Origin of the sequence: Nocardioides guangzhouensis (genome assembly GCF_004519545.1) — a bacterium.
GTDB lineage: Bacteria > Actinomycetota > Actinomycetes > Propionibacteriales > Nocardioidaceae > Nocardioides > Nocardioides guangzhouensis.
Map to the genome: position 1 here is coordinate 153,157 of NZ_SDKM01000004.1, position 18,498 is coordinate 171,654.

The following is an 18,498-nucleotide window of genomic DNA, read 5'->3' on the forward strand; positions in this document are numbered from 1 at the left end:
AGTCCATGGCGGTCCTGTCGGTCGAGCAGGTGCTTGCCATGCCGGTCCTGCGTGCTGCGGCCCCGAGGGTGCTGGCCGGGCGGGCGAGCCTGCACCGAGCCGTGCACTGGGTGCACTCGGCCGAGCTGGCCGACATCGCCCCCCTGCTGCGCGAGGGCGACCTCCTGCTCAGCACCGGGATCGCCATGCCCGGGACCGCGCCCGAGCTGGCCGAGCTCGCCGCCGGTCTGGCGGAGACGCGCGCCGCCGGCCTCGTGATCGAGCTCGGACGCCGTTGGGACGACGTACCCGCCTCTCTCGTGGAGGCGTGCGAGCAGCACGGGCTCCCGCTGGTCGCGCTGGCCCGGGAGGTGCGGTTCGCTGCGGTGGCCCAGGCCGTCGGGGAGCGCATCGTGGACGAGCAGCTGGCGGAGCTCCGGGAGGCCCAGCGCGTCCACGACACGTTCACCGAGCTCAGCATCTCCGAGGCGGGTCCGCGCGAGGTCCTCGAGGCGGTGCAGCGACTCTCGGGGGCCGCCGTGGTGCTGGAGAGCGAGCAGCACCAGGTCCTGGACTACCGCGCCGGGCCCGATGACGTCGCCGAGTTCCTCGCCGGCTGGGCCGCCCGATCGCGCGCGGTCGAGCCGGGGGGCCGCACGACGTGGGACCCGACGAACGGCTGGCTGGTCACGCGGGTGGGCAAGCGGGACCGGGGGTGGGGACGACTCGTCGTGCAGATGCCTGCGCCCCCGTCCGAGCCACAGATCGCCATGGCGGAACGAGCCGCCGCCGCGCTCGCGTTGCACCGGTTGCACGACCGGCAGCGGGACAGCGTCGTACGACGCACCCACCACGAGCTTCTCCTCGGCCTCCTCGCGGACCCCACGTCGCCGGACCTGCACCAGCGGTGCGAGCTGGCCGGCCTCCCCCTCGACCGACGCCAGCTGGTCGGCGTGACGCTGCGACCGCTGGTGACAGACGGGGCGAGGGTCGGGGCCTCGGATGCGCGGACGGAGGAGGTCATTGCGGCGGCGGTCCACGCGGTCCACGAGCTGCGGGTTCCTGCGCTGGTGTGCGAGATGGACCGCGACGTGCGGGTGCTGCTGTCCCTGGCCCCCTCCGGCAACGCCCGGCGCACGGTGGACGACCTCGCAGCGCGCGTACGGCGCCGCCAGCCGGTCCTGGTGGGCGCCGGTCGGCCGGTGGAGCGCCAGGGCGAGGCGGACCGCACCCTGCGCGAGGCGCACCACGTCCTGCAGTCCTTGCGCCCTTCCGCCTCCGCGCAGGTCGTCCACCGCCTCGAGGACGTGCACCTGCGCGGCCTCCTGGCCATGCTGGCCGACGACGACCGGCTGCGGATGTACGTCGAGCGCGAGCTCGAACCGCTCCGGACGCAGGATGGCGGAGGCAACGGCGGCCTGCTCGACGCCGTACGGGCCCTGGTCACCCATCCGACGAGCAAGTCCGAGGCGGCGGCCAGCCTGCACGTCTCCCGACCGGTCTTCTACGACCGGATCGCCAAGGCCGAGCGCCTTCTCGGAGTCAACCTCGACGATCCGGACATCCGCGTGTCGGTGCACGTGGCTCTGGTCGCCGACGAGATCGCCCGGCAGACCGGTCAGACGACCTAGACCTGTCCGGTCGCGTCGTGCACGACCGACCCGTCCACCAGAGTCAGCCGGACGCGGGCGTGCTCGAATTTGTCCGGGTCGGTGAGGTCCTGGTCCACGACGACCAGGTCGGCCAGCATCCCTACCGCGATCCGTCCGGTCTCGGCGTCCAGATGGTTCGCGAACGCCGCACCGGACGTGTACGCCGCCAGGGCGAGGTCGGCGTCGAGCCGCTGCTCGGGCAGCAGCGGCACCGTGCGGGCCCTCTCTCCCGCGTGCGGGTCGTCACGCGGGGCGGTGCGGTGGGTCGCGGTGTGGAGTGCCCAGAGCGGGTCGGGGCTGGTCACGGGCCAGTCGCTGCCCATCGCCAGCCGGGCACCGGCGCCGGCCAGCGAACCGAAGGGGAAGTGGTGCGGCTCGCGGGAAGCACCCAGCAAGGGCAGCTTCGTCGCCTCGATCTCCGAGTCGCGACGGGCCCACAGCGGCTGCAGGTTGGCGATCACACCGAGCGAGGCGAAGCGCGGTCGGTCCGCAGGGTCCACGACGTCGAGGTGGGCGATCTGGTGGCGGAGGTCGTTGTCCCCGTTGGCCGCCCGCGCCGCCTCGACGGCATCCAGGCACTCGCGGACGGCACGGTCGCCGACTCCGTGGAAGTGCACCTGGAATCCGTGCGCGTCCAGCGCCGTCGTGATCTCCGCGAGCTCGGCGGGCTCGAGGAACGACAGGCCGGTTCCCCCGCTCGGCGTTCCCCCCGGCCCCAGGTACGGCGTCAGCATCGCGCCGGTGCAGTTCTCGCAGATCCCGTCCTGCATGATCTTCACCGTCCCGGCGTGGAACCGACCACCCACGGTGGCTGCACGCCGGGCCAGCAGGTCGGGCAGCTGGTCCAGGCCGCGGTCGACCGACCACCAGAGTGCGCCGCGCACGCGGGCAGTGAGCAGCCCGTCCGCCTCCAGCGCCAGGTAGGTGTCGAAGGGGTCGGGCATGCCGAGGTAGTCGCCGACGATGGCGTCCTGCCATGCCGTGATGCCGAGTGAGTGCAGGTAGCGCTGGGCCGCCAGCATCCCGCTCCGCAGCTCCGCCACCGAGGGCTCGGGAAGCAGCTCGGCGACCAGGGTGGCCGCGTCCTCGATCAGCACCCCGGTCGGCTCTCCGGTCTCGTCCCGCTCGATGAGGCCGTGCGGCGGATCGGGAGTCTCACGGGTGATCCCCGCCTTCGCCAGCGCTGCGGAGTTCACCCAGGCCGTGTGACCGTCGTGACCGTTGAGGTAGGCCGGCCGCTCAGGGAGGAACCGGTCGAGCTCGCGCCGGTGGGGGTGTTGCCGGGAAAGGCGTCGCGGTACCACCCGCCGCCGCGAACCCAGTCCGCCTCGGGGTGCGCGGCGGCCCACCCCTGGACTGCGGCCAGATAGCCGTCCAGGGCGTGCACGGCGGACAGGTCGCAGAGCTCGAGGCCGAGCCCGCCGTCCAGCGGATGGACGTGCGCGTCCTGGAAGCCGGGCAGGAGGCTGCCGCCGCCCAGGTCCACCACCGGTGCGCCCGGGCCCGCCGCCGCGACCGCCTCCGCGTCCGAGCCGACCTGCACGATCCGCCCGGTCCGGATCGCCACCGCCTCGGCCTCCGGCCGCCGCGGGTCCATGGTCAGGACCCGGCCGTTCGTGAGGACGGTCCCGACGGCCGACGTCATCCGGCTTCCGCGGGCAAGGGCACTGCGGTCTGGGCCGTGCGCGCAACCGGACTGCCGCGCCGGGCCAACGGGAGGTAGACGGCGCCCGCGACGAGGAACCCGACGAGCCAGGCGACGTCGGTGTAGCCGAGCGCCTCCGCCAGTGGTCCGGTGTAGAGACTGGTCACCATGAACGGCACCTGGGCGACGAGCGCCACGGCGTACACGAGCAGCGCGCGACCGTTCCACAGCCCGTAGCGTCCCCCGTCGCGGCGGTAGAAGTCGCTGATCACGTAGCTGCCGTGGTGGACGAGGTAGTAGTCCACCAGGTTGATCGCCGACCACGGGATGAGGACGTACAGGAGAAGGCTGACGAAGTTGTAGTAGTTGGCGAGGAAGTCGGCGGAGGCGCCGAGGGCGATGTACACGCCGATCGCGTGCAGGGCGATCGTGGTCACGACGCGGGCCCGGACCCCCGGGATCCAGCCGGGACGCGCGTTCTCCCCGAGGGTCAGCGCACACAGCATGCTGCAGTAGGCGTTGACCGAGTTGCCCGTGATGGCCGCGATCGCGAACGCGACGAGGACCACCTTGCCCAGCGGCCCGAGCAGGTCGGCGAACGCACCCATGACGTCGTCCCCCGTCGCGGCGAGACCGAGGACCGCCCCGAGGGCGAACAGGAGCACGGTGCTGCTGACGCAGCCGAGGTAGGTCCCCCAGAAGGCGCCACGACCGCCGCTGTCCGCGGGCAGGTAGCGGGAGTAGTCAGAGACGTACGGCGCGTAGGCCAGCTGCCAGACCGCGCCCACGGCCAGCATGGAGAAGAAGCCGGCGGTGGAGAAGCCGCCCCGGTCCCAGACGATGTCACCGGAGCCGTTCACTGCGAGCACACACATGCAGAGGACCAGCGGCACGCCGACGAGGTAGGCGCTCACGCCTGTCACCCACCGCACCAGGCGATAGCCGCACAGCGCGATCAGGAGGCTCGCCACTGCCGCGACCCAGGTCACGCCGCCCGGGTCGATGCGGTTGTCGACCGCGACCAGCGCGTCGCCGGCCACGACCAGGTTGGACGCGAAGAAGCCGACGAACATCACCAGCGCCACGAGCACGATGAGGGCCGACCCGCGCAACCCGAACTGGCCGCGGGCCTGGATCATCTGAGGGATGCCCATGGTCGGACCCTGAGCCGCGTGGAGCGCCATCCCGATGCCACCCACGACGTTCCCGACCACGACCGCGACGAGCGCCCACGGAAGTGACAGGCCGAACAGCGTGGTCGCCAACGCTCCCGTCACGACCGTCAGCGGGGTCATGTTCATGCCGAACCAGATCGCCGTCAGCTCGCGCGGACGGCCGTGGCGCTCGCCCTCGGGGATCGGGGCGATGGTCTGACGCTCGATCTCGAACAGACGCGGACGGGGCACGCGTGTCTCGGGCATGGCTTGCTCCAGGGTCGGCAAGGGAATTCCTTGCGGTCGATGCCAAATAATCCGTGATGCAGATCACGAAGTACAGAAGCGAATGCATCGCCGTTCTTGATGACCTGCATCAAGATTTGGGGCACTGCTTCGCGCCCCAGGGAGAAGCCATCGCCCATCGGCCGGCTGCGGGCGATCAGGGCGACGGCGGGTGGGATGCCGCCGGCCCCACGGCCGAAGGACTGTCCGGGAGCCGGCGGCATCTCCTGACGGCCAGATCGGTGTGGCCGTCGCCCGACCGCCGGATGTCCCGCACCCGGCCGGCCGCCTTCCGGAGGAAGTCTCCGTGGTCGAGGAGGCGCTCAGTCGCTGAGCCGCTCCCCGGTGTCGGTGTCGAACACGTGCACGTGGCGCGGGTCGGTGGTCACGAAGACCGTCTCGCCCTTCTGCACGTGGTCGCGCCCGCTGACCCGGATGATGACGTTCGAGGGGGTGCCCTCGACCCCGCAGGTGCCGTAGACGTAGGCGTCGGAGCCGAGCTCCTCGACCACCGTCACCTGCACCGGCAGACCGTGCTCACTGTCCTTCTCGATCCGCCACGCCTCGGGCCGCACCCCGACGGTGATGTTGCTCTGGGCGAGGTTCCGTCCTCCCGCCCACGCACCGGCACAGAGCGTCAGTCCACTGAGACGCACCTTCCTTGGCGGCAAGACGGCGCGACGTGGAGGGAGGCGACGTGTCGCCCCGATGAGCGGTGTTGAGCGCAATGCCCAGGGAGGGCGATGTTGTCCCATGCGGTGGCGCTGTTGCGGCCTCTGGCAGGAGTATCCGCGCGTCCGCTCAGGACACTCAGTGGGACCGGAGACGCCAGCCAGCCCAAGGTGTGGCCAACCCACCCCCAGCCGTGCGGCTGCCAGCCCCTGCCGGCGGGTCTGCACGACCGCGCAGGAACGGCGCAGGTCACTAGCGTTCCAGGCACACCGAGAGACGGTGAAGCCCAAGAGGACCAGGAAGCGAGGCGGCGAGGAACATGCAAACCGATCAGACCACACGGAAGCTGCACACGATCCTGATCCAGCTCGCCAAGCGACAAGACGAGCTTGCGGCTACCGAGGCTGCCGCAACGCGCTACTGGGCCCCCTGCCCCCCAACCGTCCTCGGAGACCGCACGGCGGCCACGCTGCTGCGTGCCGAAGCCGATCGACTCGCCACCGCCAGCTGAAGGAGCTGACCATGCACACCGTCCTCCCCCAGAACGAGAAGTACCTCCGCGACCTCTTCGGCTCCGAGCTCGGAGACGGAGCGTGCGTCCTCGACGCCGATCGACAGGTGGGCTACGTCCGCCTCGAGTTCGGCAGTCACCGTGGCCCTGACTCGGCGTACTGGGACGGCTGGTTCAGCGTCACCCGCACCCGTGACGGGCACCCGCTCAGCGGCAAGGTGATGAACGGTCCGCTCGTCCAGGTGCTGGGGAGCCGGTCATGACCTGGCACACTGTGGTCGCGGCCGCCGACGAGTTCCAGCGCCACCTCGGCGCCATTCGCGCCGCGGGCGGAGTCATCACAGGCAGCTGCCCGTGCGCGGCCGGCTTCCGGGTCACCTACGTCACGAAGGAGGGCTGAGCCATGCATCACGAGATTCCCAGTCCCGAACAGGCAGCCGAGCTTGCTGCGTGGTGGCGTCAGGCGTTCGAGGCACTCGAGCGCAGCGTGCCCCGGCGAGTGAGTGAGGGCTCCCGATCCAGCTCGTCGGAGACGTAGTCCCACCGACGCCGCACCGAACAGATCGAGTCCGAAGTCCGCTCCTGTGCGTTCCAACCCGATCGCCTGCGAGGACGACCTCTCACGGTGCGGCGATTCACGGTGTGGCGATCAGCCCATCGCCTCGGCGGACAGGTGGGTCGCCGACCGATCTCTGCCAGCATGGGCGAGTGGAGCCGTTCTTCGACCTTGCCGACCCCGCTTTCGACGTCACCTCCGATCTGGTGCACAGCACCCGGGACGACCGGTGGTGGGTGGAGACGCCCTACGGGTGGGCGGTGCTGTCCTATGAGCAGGGCGTCGAGCTACTGAAGGACCGCCGGTTCCAGCAGGGCAACGCCCGCTGGCCCGCGCAGAACGGGGTGCCGGATGGCCCGTTCACCCAATGGTGGCGGGAGACGCTGCTGTCCCTGGAGGGCGAGGACCACCTGCGGATCCGCCGGCTGCTCGGCCCGGCGTTCCGCAACCGGGCGATCTTGGCCATGCAGCCCCGGTTTCAGGAGCTGGCCGACGAGCTGGTGGACGGGTTCGCAGACCGCGGTGAGTGCGAGTTCATCTCAGAATTCGCCGAGCCGTACTCGGCTCGAATCCTGTGCCTGCTGCTCGGGCTCCCGGAGGAGAACTGGCCACAGCTCGCCCACTGGGCCGACGACCTCGGCAAGTCCTTCGGAATCCGGATCGCCGACGATCTGCCCCGGATCGAGGCGGCCCTCGAAGGGCTCTACGGGTACGTCGACGAGGTGATCGACAGACGGCAGGCAGAGCCGGCAGACGACCTGGTGTCGACCTTGATCGCGGTCTCCACCGCCGAGGACGGGCGACTGTCGCGGCGCGAGCTCGAGGTCGCCCTGGTCTTCCTGGCGTTCGCCGGGATGGAGACCACCCGCAACCAGTTGGGGCTGGCCCTGCAAGTCCTGCTGAGGCATCCCGATCAGTGGCGACTTCTCGGCGAGCGGCCGGACCTGGGTGCCCAGGCCGTCGAGGAGGTCATGCGCGTGAGCCCCACCGTCACCTGGGTCACCCGAGAGGCAATCCACGACGTCGACTTCCATGGGCTGAGGATCCCGGCCGGTGGCATCGTCCAGGTGCTGTCCCACGCCGCCGGGACCGACCCCCGCGCGATGCCCGACCCGTCCTTCGACATCACCGAGCAGCGGCCGGCCCACGTCGGCTTCGGCGCCGGAATGCACCACTGCCTGGGCCACTTCGTGGCCCGCACCGACATGGCGGTGGCGCTGCCGCTGCTCGCCCGGCGGATGCCCGACGCCGTCCCCGACGGACCGGGCGATTGGCTCCCGGTGTCGGGCAACACCGGCGCGCGGCGGTTCCCGATCCGGTTCCGCGCCGTCCTACCCGACTGACGGGCACCGGTGTTCGAGGACTCCCCCGGTCGCGTGTCCCTGGGCTCGTCGCGCGCTCGGGCGAGCGAGTGGCGGAACGGCAGCCCGGGCCACTGCCTCGGGCCGGACGAGTCGCCGAACGGGAGGCCACAACAGCGTGACCGACTCACCCGGCTCGGCACCATGCACTGGAGGGGCGGGACCGACTGACCCCTGGCGCCACCAAAGGTGTCCCATTCCGTCGCGAGCGCTTCACGTCGTGTCCTCACGAAGCCGCTAACCGAACTGGCCGCCCGAGATGAGCGTCCACACTTCTCCTCCGCTCGCCCGGCGGAGGAGAATCGGGTGCATGTCCGCGCCGTTCGGCGACCTGGGGCCGACCCGCAGCCAGATCATCGGAAGGCTGTTCGTGGCCACCGTGATCGGTGCCCTGGCGCTCCTCACGGTCGCTGCCGTCACGGCCGTCGGCGCGAACGGCCTCGGTGAGGGTGTGGACACCTCCACAGCCCTCGAGCTCGCGTTCACGCTGGCCGGGCCGTCGCTGCTCGGGGTGGCGCTCGGCGCCGCCGCGATGAGGATGCGCGCCGCCGGGACCATAGGGTCGTGCGAATCCCCGTGCAGCCATTCCCAGGGATCGCGGCATCCGCCGCGAGCCGCCACCGCATGAAACGTCCGCGATCCCGTCGCGTCGGAGATCACAGTCATACCGCCGCCGTCCGGCGACCCACGGACATCCACTCATGCCGGTGGTCTCAAGGGGTCATCGCCACACTTCCTGATTCGAAGAAGGTTGCGATGGTTCGGAGCTTTCGGGGGTGTGGCCCCCGGATCCAGGCGATTACCCGGCGTGTGGCGCCAAGCCGTAGCGGCAGCGAGGCTCGGCATCGTGTCCTCCTGCACGACGTCGCGGTCGGGCTGACGTTCTGCAGGCGTTACTACTCGCGGAATGCTTCCGCGGGCTCGCGCTCGCGTCAGCCGGCAGCCCGGTAGAACAGCCAGGCGTCCCGCATCCGCTGGGACTGTCCTCGGGTGAACTGGGTGTAGCACGCGTCGTACGAGTAGTCCATGTAGTTGTGGATCGGGTCGAAGCCCGGCGCGTTGCATGTGTCCTTGCCCTCGGGACAACCGTTGGTCGGGGTCTTCTCGGCGGGTGTGTCATCGACGAAGTCACCCTTGCTGTTGCAGCCACCGAAGAACGTGTGCTCCAGGTTCAGCCAGTGACCGACCTCGTGCGTCGCGGTCTCGCCCTGGTCGTACCGGCCCGCGTAGGTCGTCGACACACCGCGGAGCGACTCCCAGTCGATGACCACGCCGTCGAGATGTACCTGTCCAGGCTTCGTGACGACGTCAGGAAGGTAGGCCCAACCCAAGTAAGGACCTGCGGTGGAGGTGTAGAAATTCAATGCGTCCGCACCGCCCTGGCGCAGGGCGGTCTTCATCGAGTTCTCGTTCACGCCGCTCGGGCCGGCGTAGAACCACGCCGCGTTGTCCGTGCGCGTCACTCCAGCCAGTTCGAAGGAGAACCCGGTGTCGGCACCGCCCTCGCCTCCGGCGAACGTCTTGTTCAAGACGGCGATCTGGTCGGCGAGCTGCCGGTTGGTAAGAGACCCTGTCCGTCCGTCGGTGACGACGTGGACGTAGACCTGAATGGTCTGGGCGAAGTCTGACTCGGCCTGGCCCTTGGCCGAAGCGGGCAGGTCGCCATGGGTCTCGGAGAGGACCGGCTCCCGGTCGGAACCGCCGCGGCCCTGCACGGACGCGGACGTTGAATCGCATACGCCCCGGTCCCGAGTGGCGGCCGCCGTGTCGGCGCCCTGCGCCGGAAGAGCCGCGGCCACTGCCACGGCGATCACCATGCCTGTGATGAGATTCATGGTCGGCTTCGATTCGCTCGAAGGAGAGTGACAGCAGCCACCCGGATCAAGGATTCGACCCTAACTCCGCGAACTGCCGAGAGTCACCACCGCAGAGTTCACCGAACGGACTCTCTCTCATCTGCCGCGATCCGCGCTCCCAGGAAGGTGCGTGACACCGCCGCCAGTCGGCGCGCCGCAAGCGGCCACCCGGCGCGCACCCCATGGGCATGCGGCGAACCCGACTCTGGCGTCACGCCCCACCCGCGCGAGCCTGGAGCGTGACGCAGGTCGGGAGTCTGCTGCGCTACCCACTCGCACCTTCATGTCTACGTCACATGTTCGGTGCCCCACGACCAAGTGGTCGCTGGGGTTGCCTCGACAAGACGGCGAAACGTGGAGGCACGCGAGCGAGCGCTCGAGGCCCTGCGGCCCGGAGCCGTTCCGATAGGACTTCTCTCGGGCGCACCCGTGGCCTGAGCCCGGGATAAGGCACCTGTCTCAAGTCGGATGCGGGAGTTAGGGATCCTGCCCGACGCGCCCGGCTACCTCAGGCACGCAGAGTGATCGGTGTCCGCATTCAGGCACTCCATGAGGAGCACATCATGTACGCCAACTACCCCTACGTGGCCAGCGAGGTCGCCTACCGTGGCGACCGGATCCGTGACGCGCTCGGACTCGATTCCCGCGTGCCCGCTCGTTCGCGCCGACGCTTCCGCAAGAACAAGGCCCGCGCCACCTGACCGAGGTGGCAGGCCGACTGTCCCACGGCAGAGCTCGCACAAACCTGATCCGGTCGTCCGGATCAGGTGCGATTCGTGCGCTGCGGAACCTGCGACGCTCCGCCGCCCAGGCGCTTTCTCCGGCCAGTCAGTTCGGATGGCGTTCGCTCGCCGGACCGGTCCGTCGAGACCTGGCCTCACAGCTAGGCTCCGACGCATGACGGAGTACCAGGTGACCCGGTGGCGCGAGCTTCCGTCGATGGTCGCGGCCAGGGCGGGGGACGAGCTCGTGAAGTCCGAGCTCGCATCGCGGTTGCAGGAGGCGATCGATGAGGCTGCGATGCGGCTCGGTGACACCGGCGCCGACGACTACCTCGCGGGCTGGGAACGGACCCCCTGGACCACGACCGACGGTACGCCGGTCGAGGTGCTTGACCGAGTCACTTCCGAGCTCGAAGCGGAGTGGCCGGCCGACAGGATCGCGGAATACCTCAGCAGGCTGGGCCGGTGAACCGGCTGGCGGCGCTGCTGGGCGCGGAACGCCCCGTCTTGCTCGACGGCGGTATGGGGTCGCTGCTGCAGGACGCGGGTCTCGAGGACGGTGCGCCCGGTGAGCTCTGGAATCTCGAGAACCGGGACGCGGTCCGCACGGCGCACGCGGCGTACGCCGAGGCGGGGGCCCGGCTTCTCACCACCAACACGTTCGGCGGGACGCGACCACGGCTGGAGATGCACGGCCTGGGCGACCGCGTCGGCGAGGTGAACCGGACGGCGGCGCAGATCGCGCGATCAGTGGCGGACGAGCGCCGTCTGCTCGTCGCGGGCGACCTCGGCCCGACCGGTGAGCTGCTCGCGCCCCTGGGGGCCCTGACACGCGAGGACGCGCAGGAGTTGTTCGCCGAACAGCTGGTCGGACTGGTCGAGGGCGGCATCGACCTGGTGCTGGTCGAGACGCTGAGCGACCTCGGCGAGGCCGAAGCGGCCCTGACTGCGGCACGCACGGTCGCGCCCGGCCTTCCGGTCGCAGTGACGATGAGCTTCGACACCAACCTGCGCACGATGATGGGCGTCCGCCCAGCCGACGCGGTGGCGCATCTGGCAGCCGCAGGCGCCGACGCCGTGGGCGCCAACTGCGGCCGGGGACCCGCGGAGATGGAGATCATCGCAGGGGAGATGGTGCGTGCCCGCACCGGTGACCTGCTCCTGATCGCCCAGTCGAACGCCGGCCTACCCCAGGTCGTGGGAGACCACTTCGAGTACGACGCCACCGCCGACGACCTGGCTGCTCACGCCGGCCGGCTGGCTGAGCTCGGTATCGACCTTATCGGCGGCTGTTGTGGCTCGACCCCCGCACACATCGCCGCCATGGACGCCATCCTCACCCCAACCTGAACCGCTGTTGGCTCGATCAGAGGTGAGTCATACCCGCTTGTCGGCGCCCCTGAGGAAGGCTCGTCGCGCCGGCAGTCGGGGAAGCGCCACGGTCACTGGCTGCCACTGCCACCGCCCGGCCTCAAGGACCTGCCCTGTCGTGGCGCGTCTTTCCGCGTATGACAGTCACGAACCTCATTACTGGGCACGCGTCGGGCGCGAAGGGCGCAGTTCCGATCCCAGCCATGACAGGTGTCATGGGCAGGTCGTGACAACTTCTCCGGGATCGAGGGCGCCCAGAGCCGGAGGGTGGAGCCATGAGCACACCAGCAATCCAGGCGACCGGCCTGACGAAGCACTTCCGGGGTGAGAGCGGCGAGACCGTCACCGCAGTGGACGGGATCGACCTGACCATCGGGTCCGGCGAGATCGTCGCGTTCCTCGGGCCCAACGGGGCCGGCAAGACCACCACCGTCGACATGTTCCTGGGGCTGACGTCGCCGACCGGCGGGACGGTCGAGGTGTACGGCGCGAGCCCACATCGCGCGGTCATGGAGGGCCGGGTCTCCGCGGTGATGCAGACCGGCGGGCTGCTGCCGGGCTTCACGGTGCGGGAGACGGTCCGCGCGATCGCGGCCCTGCACGGGCGGCCCGACCGGGTCGAGGTCGTGATCGAGCGTGCCGGGCTGGGTCCGCTCGCGAACCGGCTGGTGAAGGCCTGCTCGGGAGGCGAGCAGCAGCGGCTGAAGTTCGCCCTGGCGCTGGTCCCCGACCCCGATCTGGTGATCCTGGACGAGCCGACGACCGGCATGGACGTCGGCGCGCGGCAGCAGTTCTGGGACACCATGCAGGCCGACGCCGCCGACGGCCGCACGATCGTCTTCGCCACCCACTACCTCGCCGAGGCCGACGCGTTCGCCGACCGCACGGTGCTGATGGCCCGCGGCCGGATCATGGCCGACGGCCCGACGAACGAGGTCCGGGCGGCGTACGGCGGGCACACGGTCACGTTCCGTCCCCCCGCCAACGTGACCGGGGCAAACGGGATCGACCAGGCCTGGCTCGACGACCTCAGGAAGGCTGTCGCGCCGCTGGGCATCTACGACCTGGAGGTCGCCGGCGCCAGCCTCGAGGCCGCGTTCCTGGCCCTGACCGGCACCCCGATGAGCAACGAGAACGAGACTGAGGGAGCACTGCGATGACCACGATGACCACCACCGCTACCCACACCGCGGCCCCCACCGGGCGGCGTACGGCACGGCCCCTGGCCCTCACCTATGCCGGCCTCGACCTCAAGCGCCAGCTGCGCGACCGGATGGGGATGTTCTTCACCGTGGCGCTGCCGGCCTTCCTGTTCTTCGTCTTCGGGATCGGCGACGGCGAGGCCTACGGCAGCGCGAACGTCGCGATGTTCGTGATGGTCTCGATGGCGGCGTACGGCGCGGTCACGGCCACCACGACCGTCGCCGGGGCGGCGGCGACCGAGCAGACGATGGGCTGGGGCCGGCAGGTCGCCCTCACGCCGCTGCCGTCGCTGGCCTTCGTGGCGATCAAGACCGCCGTCGCGATGATTGTCGCGGCCGTCCCGATCGCGCTGATCTACGCGATCGGCGCGGCCACCGGCTCGTCGGGCAACGCGTTCGACTGGCTGGCCAGCGCGGCCATCGTGTGGCTCGGCTCGGCCGTGTTCGCGGTCTACGGCCTGGCGGTGTGCCTGGTCTTCAAGGGCGAGAACGCCGCGGGGATCGCCTCCGGGCTGATCGTGATCATGAGCTTCCTCGGCAACCTCTTCACGCCGATGGACGGGATCATCCTGGAGATCGGTCGCTTCACCCCGCTGTACGGGTACGCCGGGCTGGCTCGCTACCCGATCTCGGAGGGCCACCTCCCGAACGACGCCGGACACGACCCGGTGTGGCTGTTGCTCGCTAACGTGTGCGCGTGGACGGTGATCTTCGCAGCGCTGGCGGTCTGGGGGCTGCGCCGACGCCGGGAGCGGGTGTGACAACAGCCGACCACGTCGCCGGCCCCGCCCGCTCCCCCTGGGAGCGGTGGGGCTGGGTGGTCGCCGGCGTCTGGCTGGTCTTCCTCACCTACCCGGTCCTCGAGACCTTCCAGACGGACGCCTCGGCGCCGGTCAAGGGGCTGATGCTGGCGCTGCTCGCGGCCTTCGCGGCGATCTACCTGCTCGGTTGGGGCGTGTGGCGCGAGCACGGGCTGCTGATCTGGTTCGCGATGCTGGTGCTCGCCTTGGCGACGGTGCCGGTGATCGGCATCGAGGCGGTCGGGCTCACGCCGTACCTCGGAGCGTTCTCCGCGCTGATGGTGCCGGCGCCGTACTGGAAGTGGACGACGCTGGTCAGCGCCCTGCTGCCGGTGCTCTCCCTCGTCGGCGGGGACTTCCCGGCCTTCTTCTTCCTGATGGTGTGGCCGATCATCGGGTTCTGCGCGGCGATGCGGGTCTTCTCCGAGCTCGAGGAGCGGTCCGAGGAGACCCGGGCGGAGCTGGCGCTGGTCGCCGAGCGCGACCGGGTGGCCCGCGACGTGCATGACGTGCTGGGCCACTCGTTGACGGCACTCTCGATCAAGGCCGAGCTCGCGGCCCGGCTCATCGACGTGGACCCGGAGCGGGCCCGGGCCGAGCTGGTGTCGATCCAGGAGACCGCCCGGCAGGCGCTCGCCGAGGTCCGCTCGACCGTCGGCGGCCTGCGGGCGGCCAGCCTCGAGGCCGAGCTCGCCGCCGCGCCCCGGGTGCTCGCCGACGCCGGCGTCGAGACACGGGTGGTCGGCACCGTCGCCGACACCGACCCACGGCACCGCACCCTGCTGGCCTGGGTGCTGCGCGAGTCGGTGACCAACGTGGTCCGGCACGCGCACGCCTCGACCGTCTCGATCGAGCTGTCGCCGAGCGGCCTGGTCGTCGCCGACGACGGCACCGGCTTCGAGGCCGACGACCGCCGCGACGGCAACGGGCTGATCGGCATGCGCGAGCGGGTGTCCGCAGCCGGCGGCACGCTGCGCCTCTCGGGCGGCTCGGGGACCAGGGTGGAGGTGGTGCTGCCGTGATCCGGATCCTGCTGGCCGACGACCAGGCGCTCGTCCGTGGCGCGCTCGCGGCGCTGCTCGACCTCGAGGCCGACATCGAGGTCGTCGCCCAGGTCGGTCGCGGCGACGAGGTGGTGGCCGCCGCGCGCTCCTCGGCTGCCCAGGTGTGCCTGCTCGACATCGAGATGCCCGGCCTCACCGGCCTCGAGGCGGCCGAGCGGCTGCGCGCCGAGCTGCCGGAGGTGCGGTCGCTGATCGTGACCACCTTCGGGCGGCCAGGGTACGTGCGCCGCGCCCTCGACGCCGGCGCCGCCGGCTTCGTCGTCAAGGACACGCCCGCCCGCGAGCTCGCGGACGCCGTACGGCGGGTGCACGCCGGGCTGCGCGTGGTCGACCCGGCGCTGGCCACCGAGTCGCTGATGTCCGGCCCGTCGCCGCTCACCGCCCGGGAGGCGGAGATCCTGCTGCTCGCCCTCGACGGGTCGACTGTCGCGGCGATCGCCGCGCGCGCCCACCTCTCCGTCGGAACCGTCCGCAACCACCTCTCTGCCGCGATCGGCAAGACGGGTGCGTCGACCCGGGCCGAGGCGGCGCGGCTCGCGCAGTCGAACGGCTGGATCTGAGGAGCGAGGGTGGAGGTGTGAGACGACACCAGCGCGTCACGGCTGGCGGCGTGCGCAGACCGCAGAGCGAGCGACTGCGCCGGCGTCAGCGATGGTACTTCGCCCTGATGGGCGTGTGCCTCGTGCTGATCCTGCTGGCGTGGAATCTGGTCCGCTTGTGGTCGACGGCGGCGGCCGTGGCCATGTCGGTCGTGGTCGCCCTGCTCCCACCGATCGCCGCGATCGTCGCCAACTGGGCCGAGGACCGATGACACCAAGGTGACCCATCCGGCCGCCTCCAGGCGGCATTGCAGACGTCCGACCGAGCCCAGCTGTGGACCTGACCGCTGCGAGGACGTAGGGCTTGGGCGTTGGTGGCGTTCGGCCCTGCCTTCTCTTGCTCGGGTGTTGTGTGCTTGAAGTCGGGAGGGTGAGTCCTGCGGACTGAGCTGCCGAGGGAGTGATTCTGGTGCGCGCTATCGCGGTGTCCGGGTTGGTCAAGGACTTCGGACCGAGGACGCGGGCCCTCGACCACCTCGATCTGGATGTCGAGTTCGGCGAGGTGCACGGTTTCCTCGGCCCGAACGGTGCCGGGAAGACCACGACCATCCGCGTCCTGCTCGGGTTGCTGCGCGCCGACGCAGGCCGCGTTGTCCTGCTTGGCGGTGACCCGTGGCGCAACGCGGTGGCCTTGCACCGGCGCCTGGCCTACGTGCCCGGTGAGGTGAACCTGTGGCCCAACCTCACCGGCGGTGAGGTGATCGACCTGTTGGGTGACCTGCGGGGTGGGCTCGATCCGCGTCGTCGCGAGGAGCTGCTCGAGCGCTTCCAGCTCGACCCGACCAAGAAGATCCGCTCGTACTCCAAGGGCAACCGGCAGAAGGTCGCGCTGGTGGCTGCGTTCTCCTCGGACGTGGAGCTCTACCTGCTCGACGAGCCAACGTCGGGGCTCGACCCGCTCATGGAGGCGGTCTTCCAGGACGTCGTCCAGGACCTGCGCGCGGACGGACGCAGCATCTTGCTGTCCAGCCACATCCTGTCCGAGGTCGAAGCACTGTGTGACCGGGTCACGATCATCCGCGCCGGGCGGGCCGCCGAGTCCGGCACCTTCGAGGACCTGCGTCATCTCACCCGCACGTCGGTGGTGGTCGACACCGTCAAGCCGCTCCAGTCTGTGACCGGGTGGTCAGGGGTGCACGACGCACGGGTGCACGGCGAGCACGCCGAGTTCAGTGTCGATCCGGGCGCGCTGAACGACGTGCTCGAACACCTGGTCGACCTGCAGGTGAGGACCATGACCACCTCGCCCCCCACTCTCGAAGAGCTCTTCATGCGGCACTACGGCGATGACGGCTCCGAGCCTGCCAACGACCGTGGCGCCGAGGTGGTGGCTGCGCGATGAGCGGCTTCACCGGCACGACCCGACTGGTCCGTCTCGCCCTGCGGCGCGACCGGATGATCCTGCCGGCATGGATCCTGGGGATGGCGGGGTTCCTGGCTGCAACGACCGCCATGTTCGAGGACAGCTACTCGGCCCATCCTGAGCTGTTGGAACCAGACACCCGGATCGTGGTGGAGAACCCCGGCATGAGGGTGCTCGGTCTCGTGACCGGTCCCAGCGTCGGCGGGTACACCCTGCACCGGGACGCCCTGACCCTGGCGGTGCTCGCCGCCATGATGAGCGTCCTCGCCGTCGTCCGCCACACCCGCCAGTCCGAGGAGCTCGGGCGTGAGGAGATGCTGGCCGCGGGCGTGGTCGGCCGCTACGCCTCGTTGGCCGCGGGCGTGGTCGTCTCGCTCCTCGCCAACGTGGTGCTGGCCGTCATGCTCGGGCTGGCCATGGTCGTCGCGGGACAACCGGCGGTCGGCTCCCTCATCGGCGGAGCCTCGGTCGCCCTCGTAGGCGTCGCCTTCACCGGCGTCGCCGCGGTCACCTCGCAGCTGGCGTCGACCACGCGCGGTGCGACGGGCCTGGGCGGCGCGGTCCTGGGTGTGGCGTTCGCGCTCGCGGCGCTGGGCAACATGCTCGGAACCGTGGACTCCGCCGCGCTCCGCGTCAGCAGCGCGTGGCCGGCCTGGCTGTCCCCGATCGGCTGGGGCCAGCAGATGCGGCCGTTCGCCGACAACCTGTGGTGGCCGCTGGGTCTGGCCGTCGCCGTCATGGTCTCGCTGTGCGGAGTGGCGGTCGTACTCGTCGACAGGCGAGACGTGGGCCGGGGGATGTGGCCCGAGCGGAGGGGTGCCGCCCATGCGAGCCCTGCGCTGCTGAGCCCCGCCGGTCTGGTCTGGCGCCTGCAGCGCGGTGCCCTGCTGGGCTGGGCGGTTGGCCTGCTCGGCTTCGGACTGGTGTTCGGGGCGCTGAGCGACCGGATCCAGGGCCTGGAGGGATCAGCGACGGAGTGGTACGCCACCTTCGGCGGAGAAGCCGACCTGATCGGCGCCTACTGGGCCTCCATGATGCAGATCGCGGGCATGGCGGTGGCGGTGTACGTCGTCGCGCTGATGCTGCGCCTCCGCCACGACGAGTCCGAAGGCACGCTGGAGCCCGTGCTCGCCGCCGCAGTCTCCCGGCTGCGCTGGCTGGCCGCCTACGCCGTCAACGCCCTGGCCGGGGCCACCTTGCTGATCCTCGTCTACGCGGCGGCGATGGCCCTCACCGGCGGCCAGGCGCTCGGGGGCACCGCATCGCTGCTGCGTGACCTGATCGGCGCCGCACTCGTCCAGCTACCCGCCGTCGCGGTGCTCGGCGCCGCGGTGGTCACGTTGGTCACGGTGCTACCGCGCTGGTCGGTCGGCCTTTCCTGGCTGTTGTTGGTCTTCAGCGTGTTCGTCGGCCCCATGTTCGGCCCCTCCCTCGGCCTGCCGACATGGCTGCTGAACCTCTCTCCCTTCACCCACGTGCCCAACGCACCCGCCGTCGCGATCAGCTACGAGCCGCTCCTTGGCCTGGTCCTGGCCTGCGTCCTCGTGGGAGTCCTCGCAGTCATTGCCCTGCGCCGGAGAAACCTGTTGCTCCCAGCCTGACGACAAGAACCCGTCAGGTGACTTCGGCCCTGGGGCGGCGACGACGTGTCGCCTGAGGGCTGGATCCAGCAGAAGGGGCGCCGAGGTTGGGAAGCGGTCGGGATT

Annotated in this window: 20 protein-coding genes; 15 read left to right on the plus strand and 5 right to left on the minus strand. The window is 70.6% G+C overall.

Translation table 11 applies throughout. The features are described from left to right. The first annotated feature begins 5 nt into the window (after positions 1-5). The gene (locus EKO23_RS04400) at positions 6-1,610 is read left to right on the plus strand and encodes a PucR family transcriptional regulator (protein ID WP_134714472.1); all 1,605 of its coding nucleotides are present in this window, start codon (positions 6-8) and stop codon (positions 1,608-1,610) included. Here the strand turns inward: EKO23_RS04400 and EKO23_RS04405 are convergent. The 4 genes from EKO23_RS04405 to EKO23_RS04415 form a co-directional block, all read right to left on the minus strand. Beyond that, the gene (locus tag EKO23_RS04405) at positions 1,607-2,935 is read right to left on the minus strand and encodes an amidohydrolase (protein ID WP_217702452.1); all 1,329 of its coding nucleotides are present in this window, start codon (positions 2,933-2,935) and stop codon (positions 1,607-1,609) included. The two genes, EKO23_RS04400 and EKO23_RS04405, sit on opposite strands and share 4 nt — an antisense overlap. Continuing rightward, positions 2,824-3,276 carry an amidohydrolase family protein gene (locus EKO23_RS26400; RefSeq protein WP_217702453.1) on the minus strand — a complete coding sequence of 151 codons (453 nt, stop codon included), beginning with the start codon at positions 3,274-3,276 and terminating at the stop codon, positions 2,824-2,826. Before EKO23_RS26400 ends, EKO23_RS04405 begins: the two co-directional genes overlap by 112 nt. Beyond that, positions 3,273-4,697 carry a purine-cytosine permease family protein gene (locus EKO23_RS04410; protein ID WP_134714474.1) on the minus strand — a complete coding sequence of 475 codons (1,425 nt, stop codon included), beginning with the start codon at positions 4,695-4,697 and terminating at the stop codon, positions 3,273-3,275. Before EKO23_RS04410 ends, EKO23_RS26400 begins: the two co-directional genes overlap by 4 nt. A 341-nt stretch (positions 4,698-5,038) precedes the next feature. Further along, on the minus strand, positions 5,039-5,371 hold the full coding sequence (locus tag EKO23_RS04415) for a TOBE domain-containing protein (protein WP_246050897.1): 333 nt from the start codon (positions 5,369-5,371) through the stop codon (positions 5,039-5,041). 538 nt (positions 5,372-5,909) lie between these two features. Here EKO23_RS04415 and EKO23_RS04420 point away from each other — a divergent pair. The 4 genes from EKO23_RS04420 (at position 5,910) to EKO23_RS04430 (ending at position 8,443) form a co-directional block, all read left to right on the plus strand. Beyond that, positions 5,910-6,161 (plus strand): hypothetical protein, encoded by a 252-nt coding sequence (locus tag EKO23_RS04420; RefSeq protein ID WP_134714478.1) that lies wholly within the window; start codon positions 5,910-5,912, stop codon positions 6,159-6,161. Continuing rightward, positions 6,158-6,298 carry a hypothetical protein gene (locus tag EKO23_RS25060; protein WP_167880323.1) on the plus strand — a complete coding sequence of 47 codons (141 nt, stop codon included), beginning with the start codon at positions 6,158-6,160 and terminating at the stop codon, positions 6,296-6,298. Before EKO23_RS04420 ends, EKO23_RS25060 begins: the two co-directional genes overlap by 4 nt. Before the next feature lie 308 nt (positions 6,299-6,606). After that, positions 6,607-7,797 (plus strand): cytochrome P450, encoded by a 1,191-nt coding sequence (locus tag EKO23_RS04425; RefSeq protein ID WP_134714480.1) that lies wholly within the window; start codon positions 6,607-6,609, stop codon positions 7,795-7,797. Between the two features lie 328 nt (positions 7,798-8,125). Next, entirely contained in the window at positions 8,126-8,443 is a 318-nt protein-coding gene (locus EKO23_RS04430) for a hypothetical protein (protein ID WP_134714482.1), read from the plus strand. Between the two features lie 304 nt (positions 8,444-8,747). Here the strand turns inward: EKO23_RS04430 and EKO23_RS04435 are convergent, their stop codons facing one another. Beyond that, the gene (locus tag EKO23_RS04435; protein WP_167880324.1) at positions 8,748-9,632 is read right to left on the minus strand and encodes a zinc metalloprotease; all 885 of its coding nucleotides are present in this window, start codon (positions 9,630-9,632) and stop codon (positions 8,748-8,750) included. A 602-nt stretch (positions 9,633-10,234) separates the two neighbouring features. Between EKO23_RS04435 and EKO23_RS25065 the strand changes: the two genes are divergently transcribed. The 10 genes from EKO23_RS25065 (at position 10,235) to EKO23_RS04480 (ending at position 18,393) form a co-directional block, all read left to right on the plus strand. Continuing rightward, entirely contained in the window at positions 10,235-10,372 is a 138-nt protein-coding gene (locus EKO23_RS25065; protein WP_167880325.1) for a hypothetical protein, read from the plus strand. 196 nt (positions 10,373-10,568) lie between these two features. Beyond that, complete coding sequence (locus tag EKO23_RS04440) at positions 10,569-10,862, plus strand: virulence factor (RefSeq protein ID WP_134714486.1); 294 nt, start codon at positions 10,569-10,571, stop codon at positions 10,860-10,862. Then, entirely contained in the window at positions 10,859-11,743 is an 885-nt protein-coding gene (locus EKO23_RS04445; RefSeq protein WP_217702454.1) for a homocysteine S-methyltransferase family protein, read from the plus strand. Before EKO23_RS04440 ends, EKO23_RS04445 begins: the two co-directional genes overlap by 4 nt. A 296-nt stretch (positions 11,744-12,039) precedes the next feature. Next, on the plus strand, positions 12,040-12,924 hold the full coding sequence (locus EKO23_RS04450) for an ABC transporter ATP-binding protein (protein WP_134714488.1): 885 nt from the start codon (positions 12,040-12,042) through the stop codon (positions 12,922-12,924). Positions 12,925-12,929: 5 nt separating this feature from the next. Beyond that, a complete protein-coding gene (locus tag EKO23_RS04455) occupies positions 12,930-13,727 on the plus strand; it encodes an ABC transporter permease (protein WP_246050898.1) in 798 nt (265 codons plus the stop codon). Then, positions 13,724-14,788, plus strand: coding sequence for a sensor histidine kinase (locus EKO23_RS04460; RefSeq protein WP_134714490.1), 1,065 nt, complete (start codon positions 13,724-13,726; stop codon positions 14,786-14,788). Before EKO23_RS04455 ends, EKO23_RS04460 begins: the two co-directional genes overlap by 4 nt. Continuing rightward, positions 14,785-15,390, plus strand: coding sequence for a response regulator transcription factor (locus EKO23_RS04465; RefSeq protein WP_134714492.1), 606 nt, complete (start codon positions 14,785-14,787; stop codon positions 15,388-15,390). The genes EKO23_RS04460 and EKO23_RS04465 overlap by 4 nt, the downstream gene beginning before the upstream one ends. Positions 15,391-15,440: 50 nt before the next feature. Next, complete coding sequence (locus EKO23_RS04470; protein ID WP_134714494.1) at positions 15,441-15,641, plus strand: DUF3099 domain-containing protein; 201 nt, start codon at positions 15,441-15,443, stop codon at positions 15,639-15,641. Positions 15,642-15,835: 194 nt separating this feature from the next. Further along, the gene (locus tag EKO23_RS04475; RefSeq protein ID WP_217702462.1) at positions 15,836-16,771 is read left to right on the plus strand and encodes an ABC transporter ATP-binding protein; all 936 of its coding nucleotides are present in this window, start codon (positions 15,836-15,838) and stop codon (positions 16,769-16,771) included. Continuing rightward, positions 16,768-18,393, plus strand: coding sequence for an ABC transporter permease (locus tag EKO23_RS04480; RefSeq protein WP_134714498.1), 1,626 nt, complete (start codon positions 16,768-16,770; stop codon positions 18,391-18,393). The genes EKO23_RS04475 and EKO23_RS04480 overlap by 4 nt, the downstream gene beginning before the upstream one ends. Positions 18,394-18,498: the final 105 nt, after the last annotated feature.

Excerpts from the sequence above, each read along its gene's own strand:
- EKO23_RS04410 (WP_134714474.1), bottom strand. The coding sequence starts at position 4,697 with ATGCCCGAGACACGCGTGCCCCGTCCGCGTCTGTTCGAGATCGAGCGT.
- EKO23_RS04435 (WP_167880324.1), bottom strand. The coding sequence starts at position 9,632 with ATGGTGATCGCCGTGGCAGTGGCCGCGGCTCTTCCGGCGCAGGGCGCC.
- EKO23_RS04455 (WP_246050898.1), top strand. The coding sequence starts at position 12,930 with ATGACCACCACCGCTACCCACACCGCGGCCCCCACCGGGCGGCGTACG.
- EKO23_RS26400 (WP_217702453.1), bottom strand. The coding sequence starts at position 3,276 with ATGACGTCGGCCGTCGGGACCGTCCTCACGAACGGCCGGGTCCTGACC.
- EKO23_RS04440 (WP_134714486.1), top strand. The coding sequence starts at position 10,569 with ATGACGGAGTACCAGGTGACCCGGTGGCGCGAGCTTCCGTCGATGGTC.
- EKO23_RS25065 (WP_167880325.1), top strand. The coding sequence starts at position 10,235 with ATGTACGCCAACTACCCCTACGTGGCCAGCGAGGTCGCCTACCGTGGC.
- EKO23_RS04420 (WP_134714478.1), top strand. The coding sequence starts at position 5,910 with ATGCACACCGTCCTCCCCCAGAACGAGAAGTACCTCCGCGACCTCTTC.
- EKO23_RS04400 (WP_134714472.1), top strand. The coding sequence starts at position 6 with ATGGCGGTCCTGTCGGTCGAGCAGGTGCTTGCCATGCCGGTCCTGCGT.
- EKO23_RS04430 (WP_134714482.1), top strand. The coding sequence starts at position 8,126 with ATGTCCGCGCCGTTCGGCGACCTGGGGCCGACCCGCAGCCAGATCATC.
- EKO23_RS25060 (WP_167880323.1), top strand. The coding sequence starts at position 6,158 with ATGACCTGGCACACTGTGGTCGCGGCCGCCGACGAGTTCCAGCGCCAC.
- EKO23_RS04480 (WP_134714498.1), top strand. The coding sequence starts at position 16,768 with ATGAGCGGCTTCACCGGCACGACCCGACTGGTCCGTCTCGCCCTGCGG.
- EKO23_RS04450 (WP_134714488.1), top strand. The coding sequence starts at position 12,040 with ATGAGCACACCAGCAATCCAGGCGACCGGCCTGACGAAGCACTTCCGG.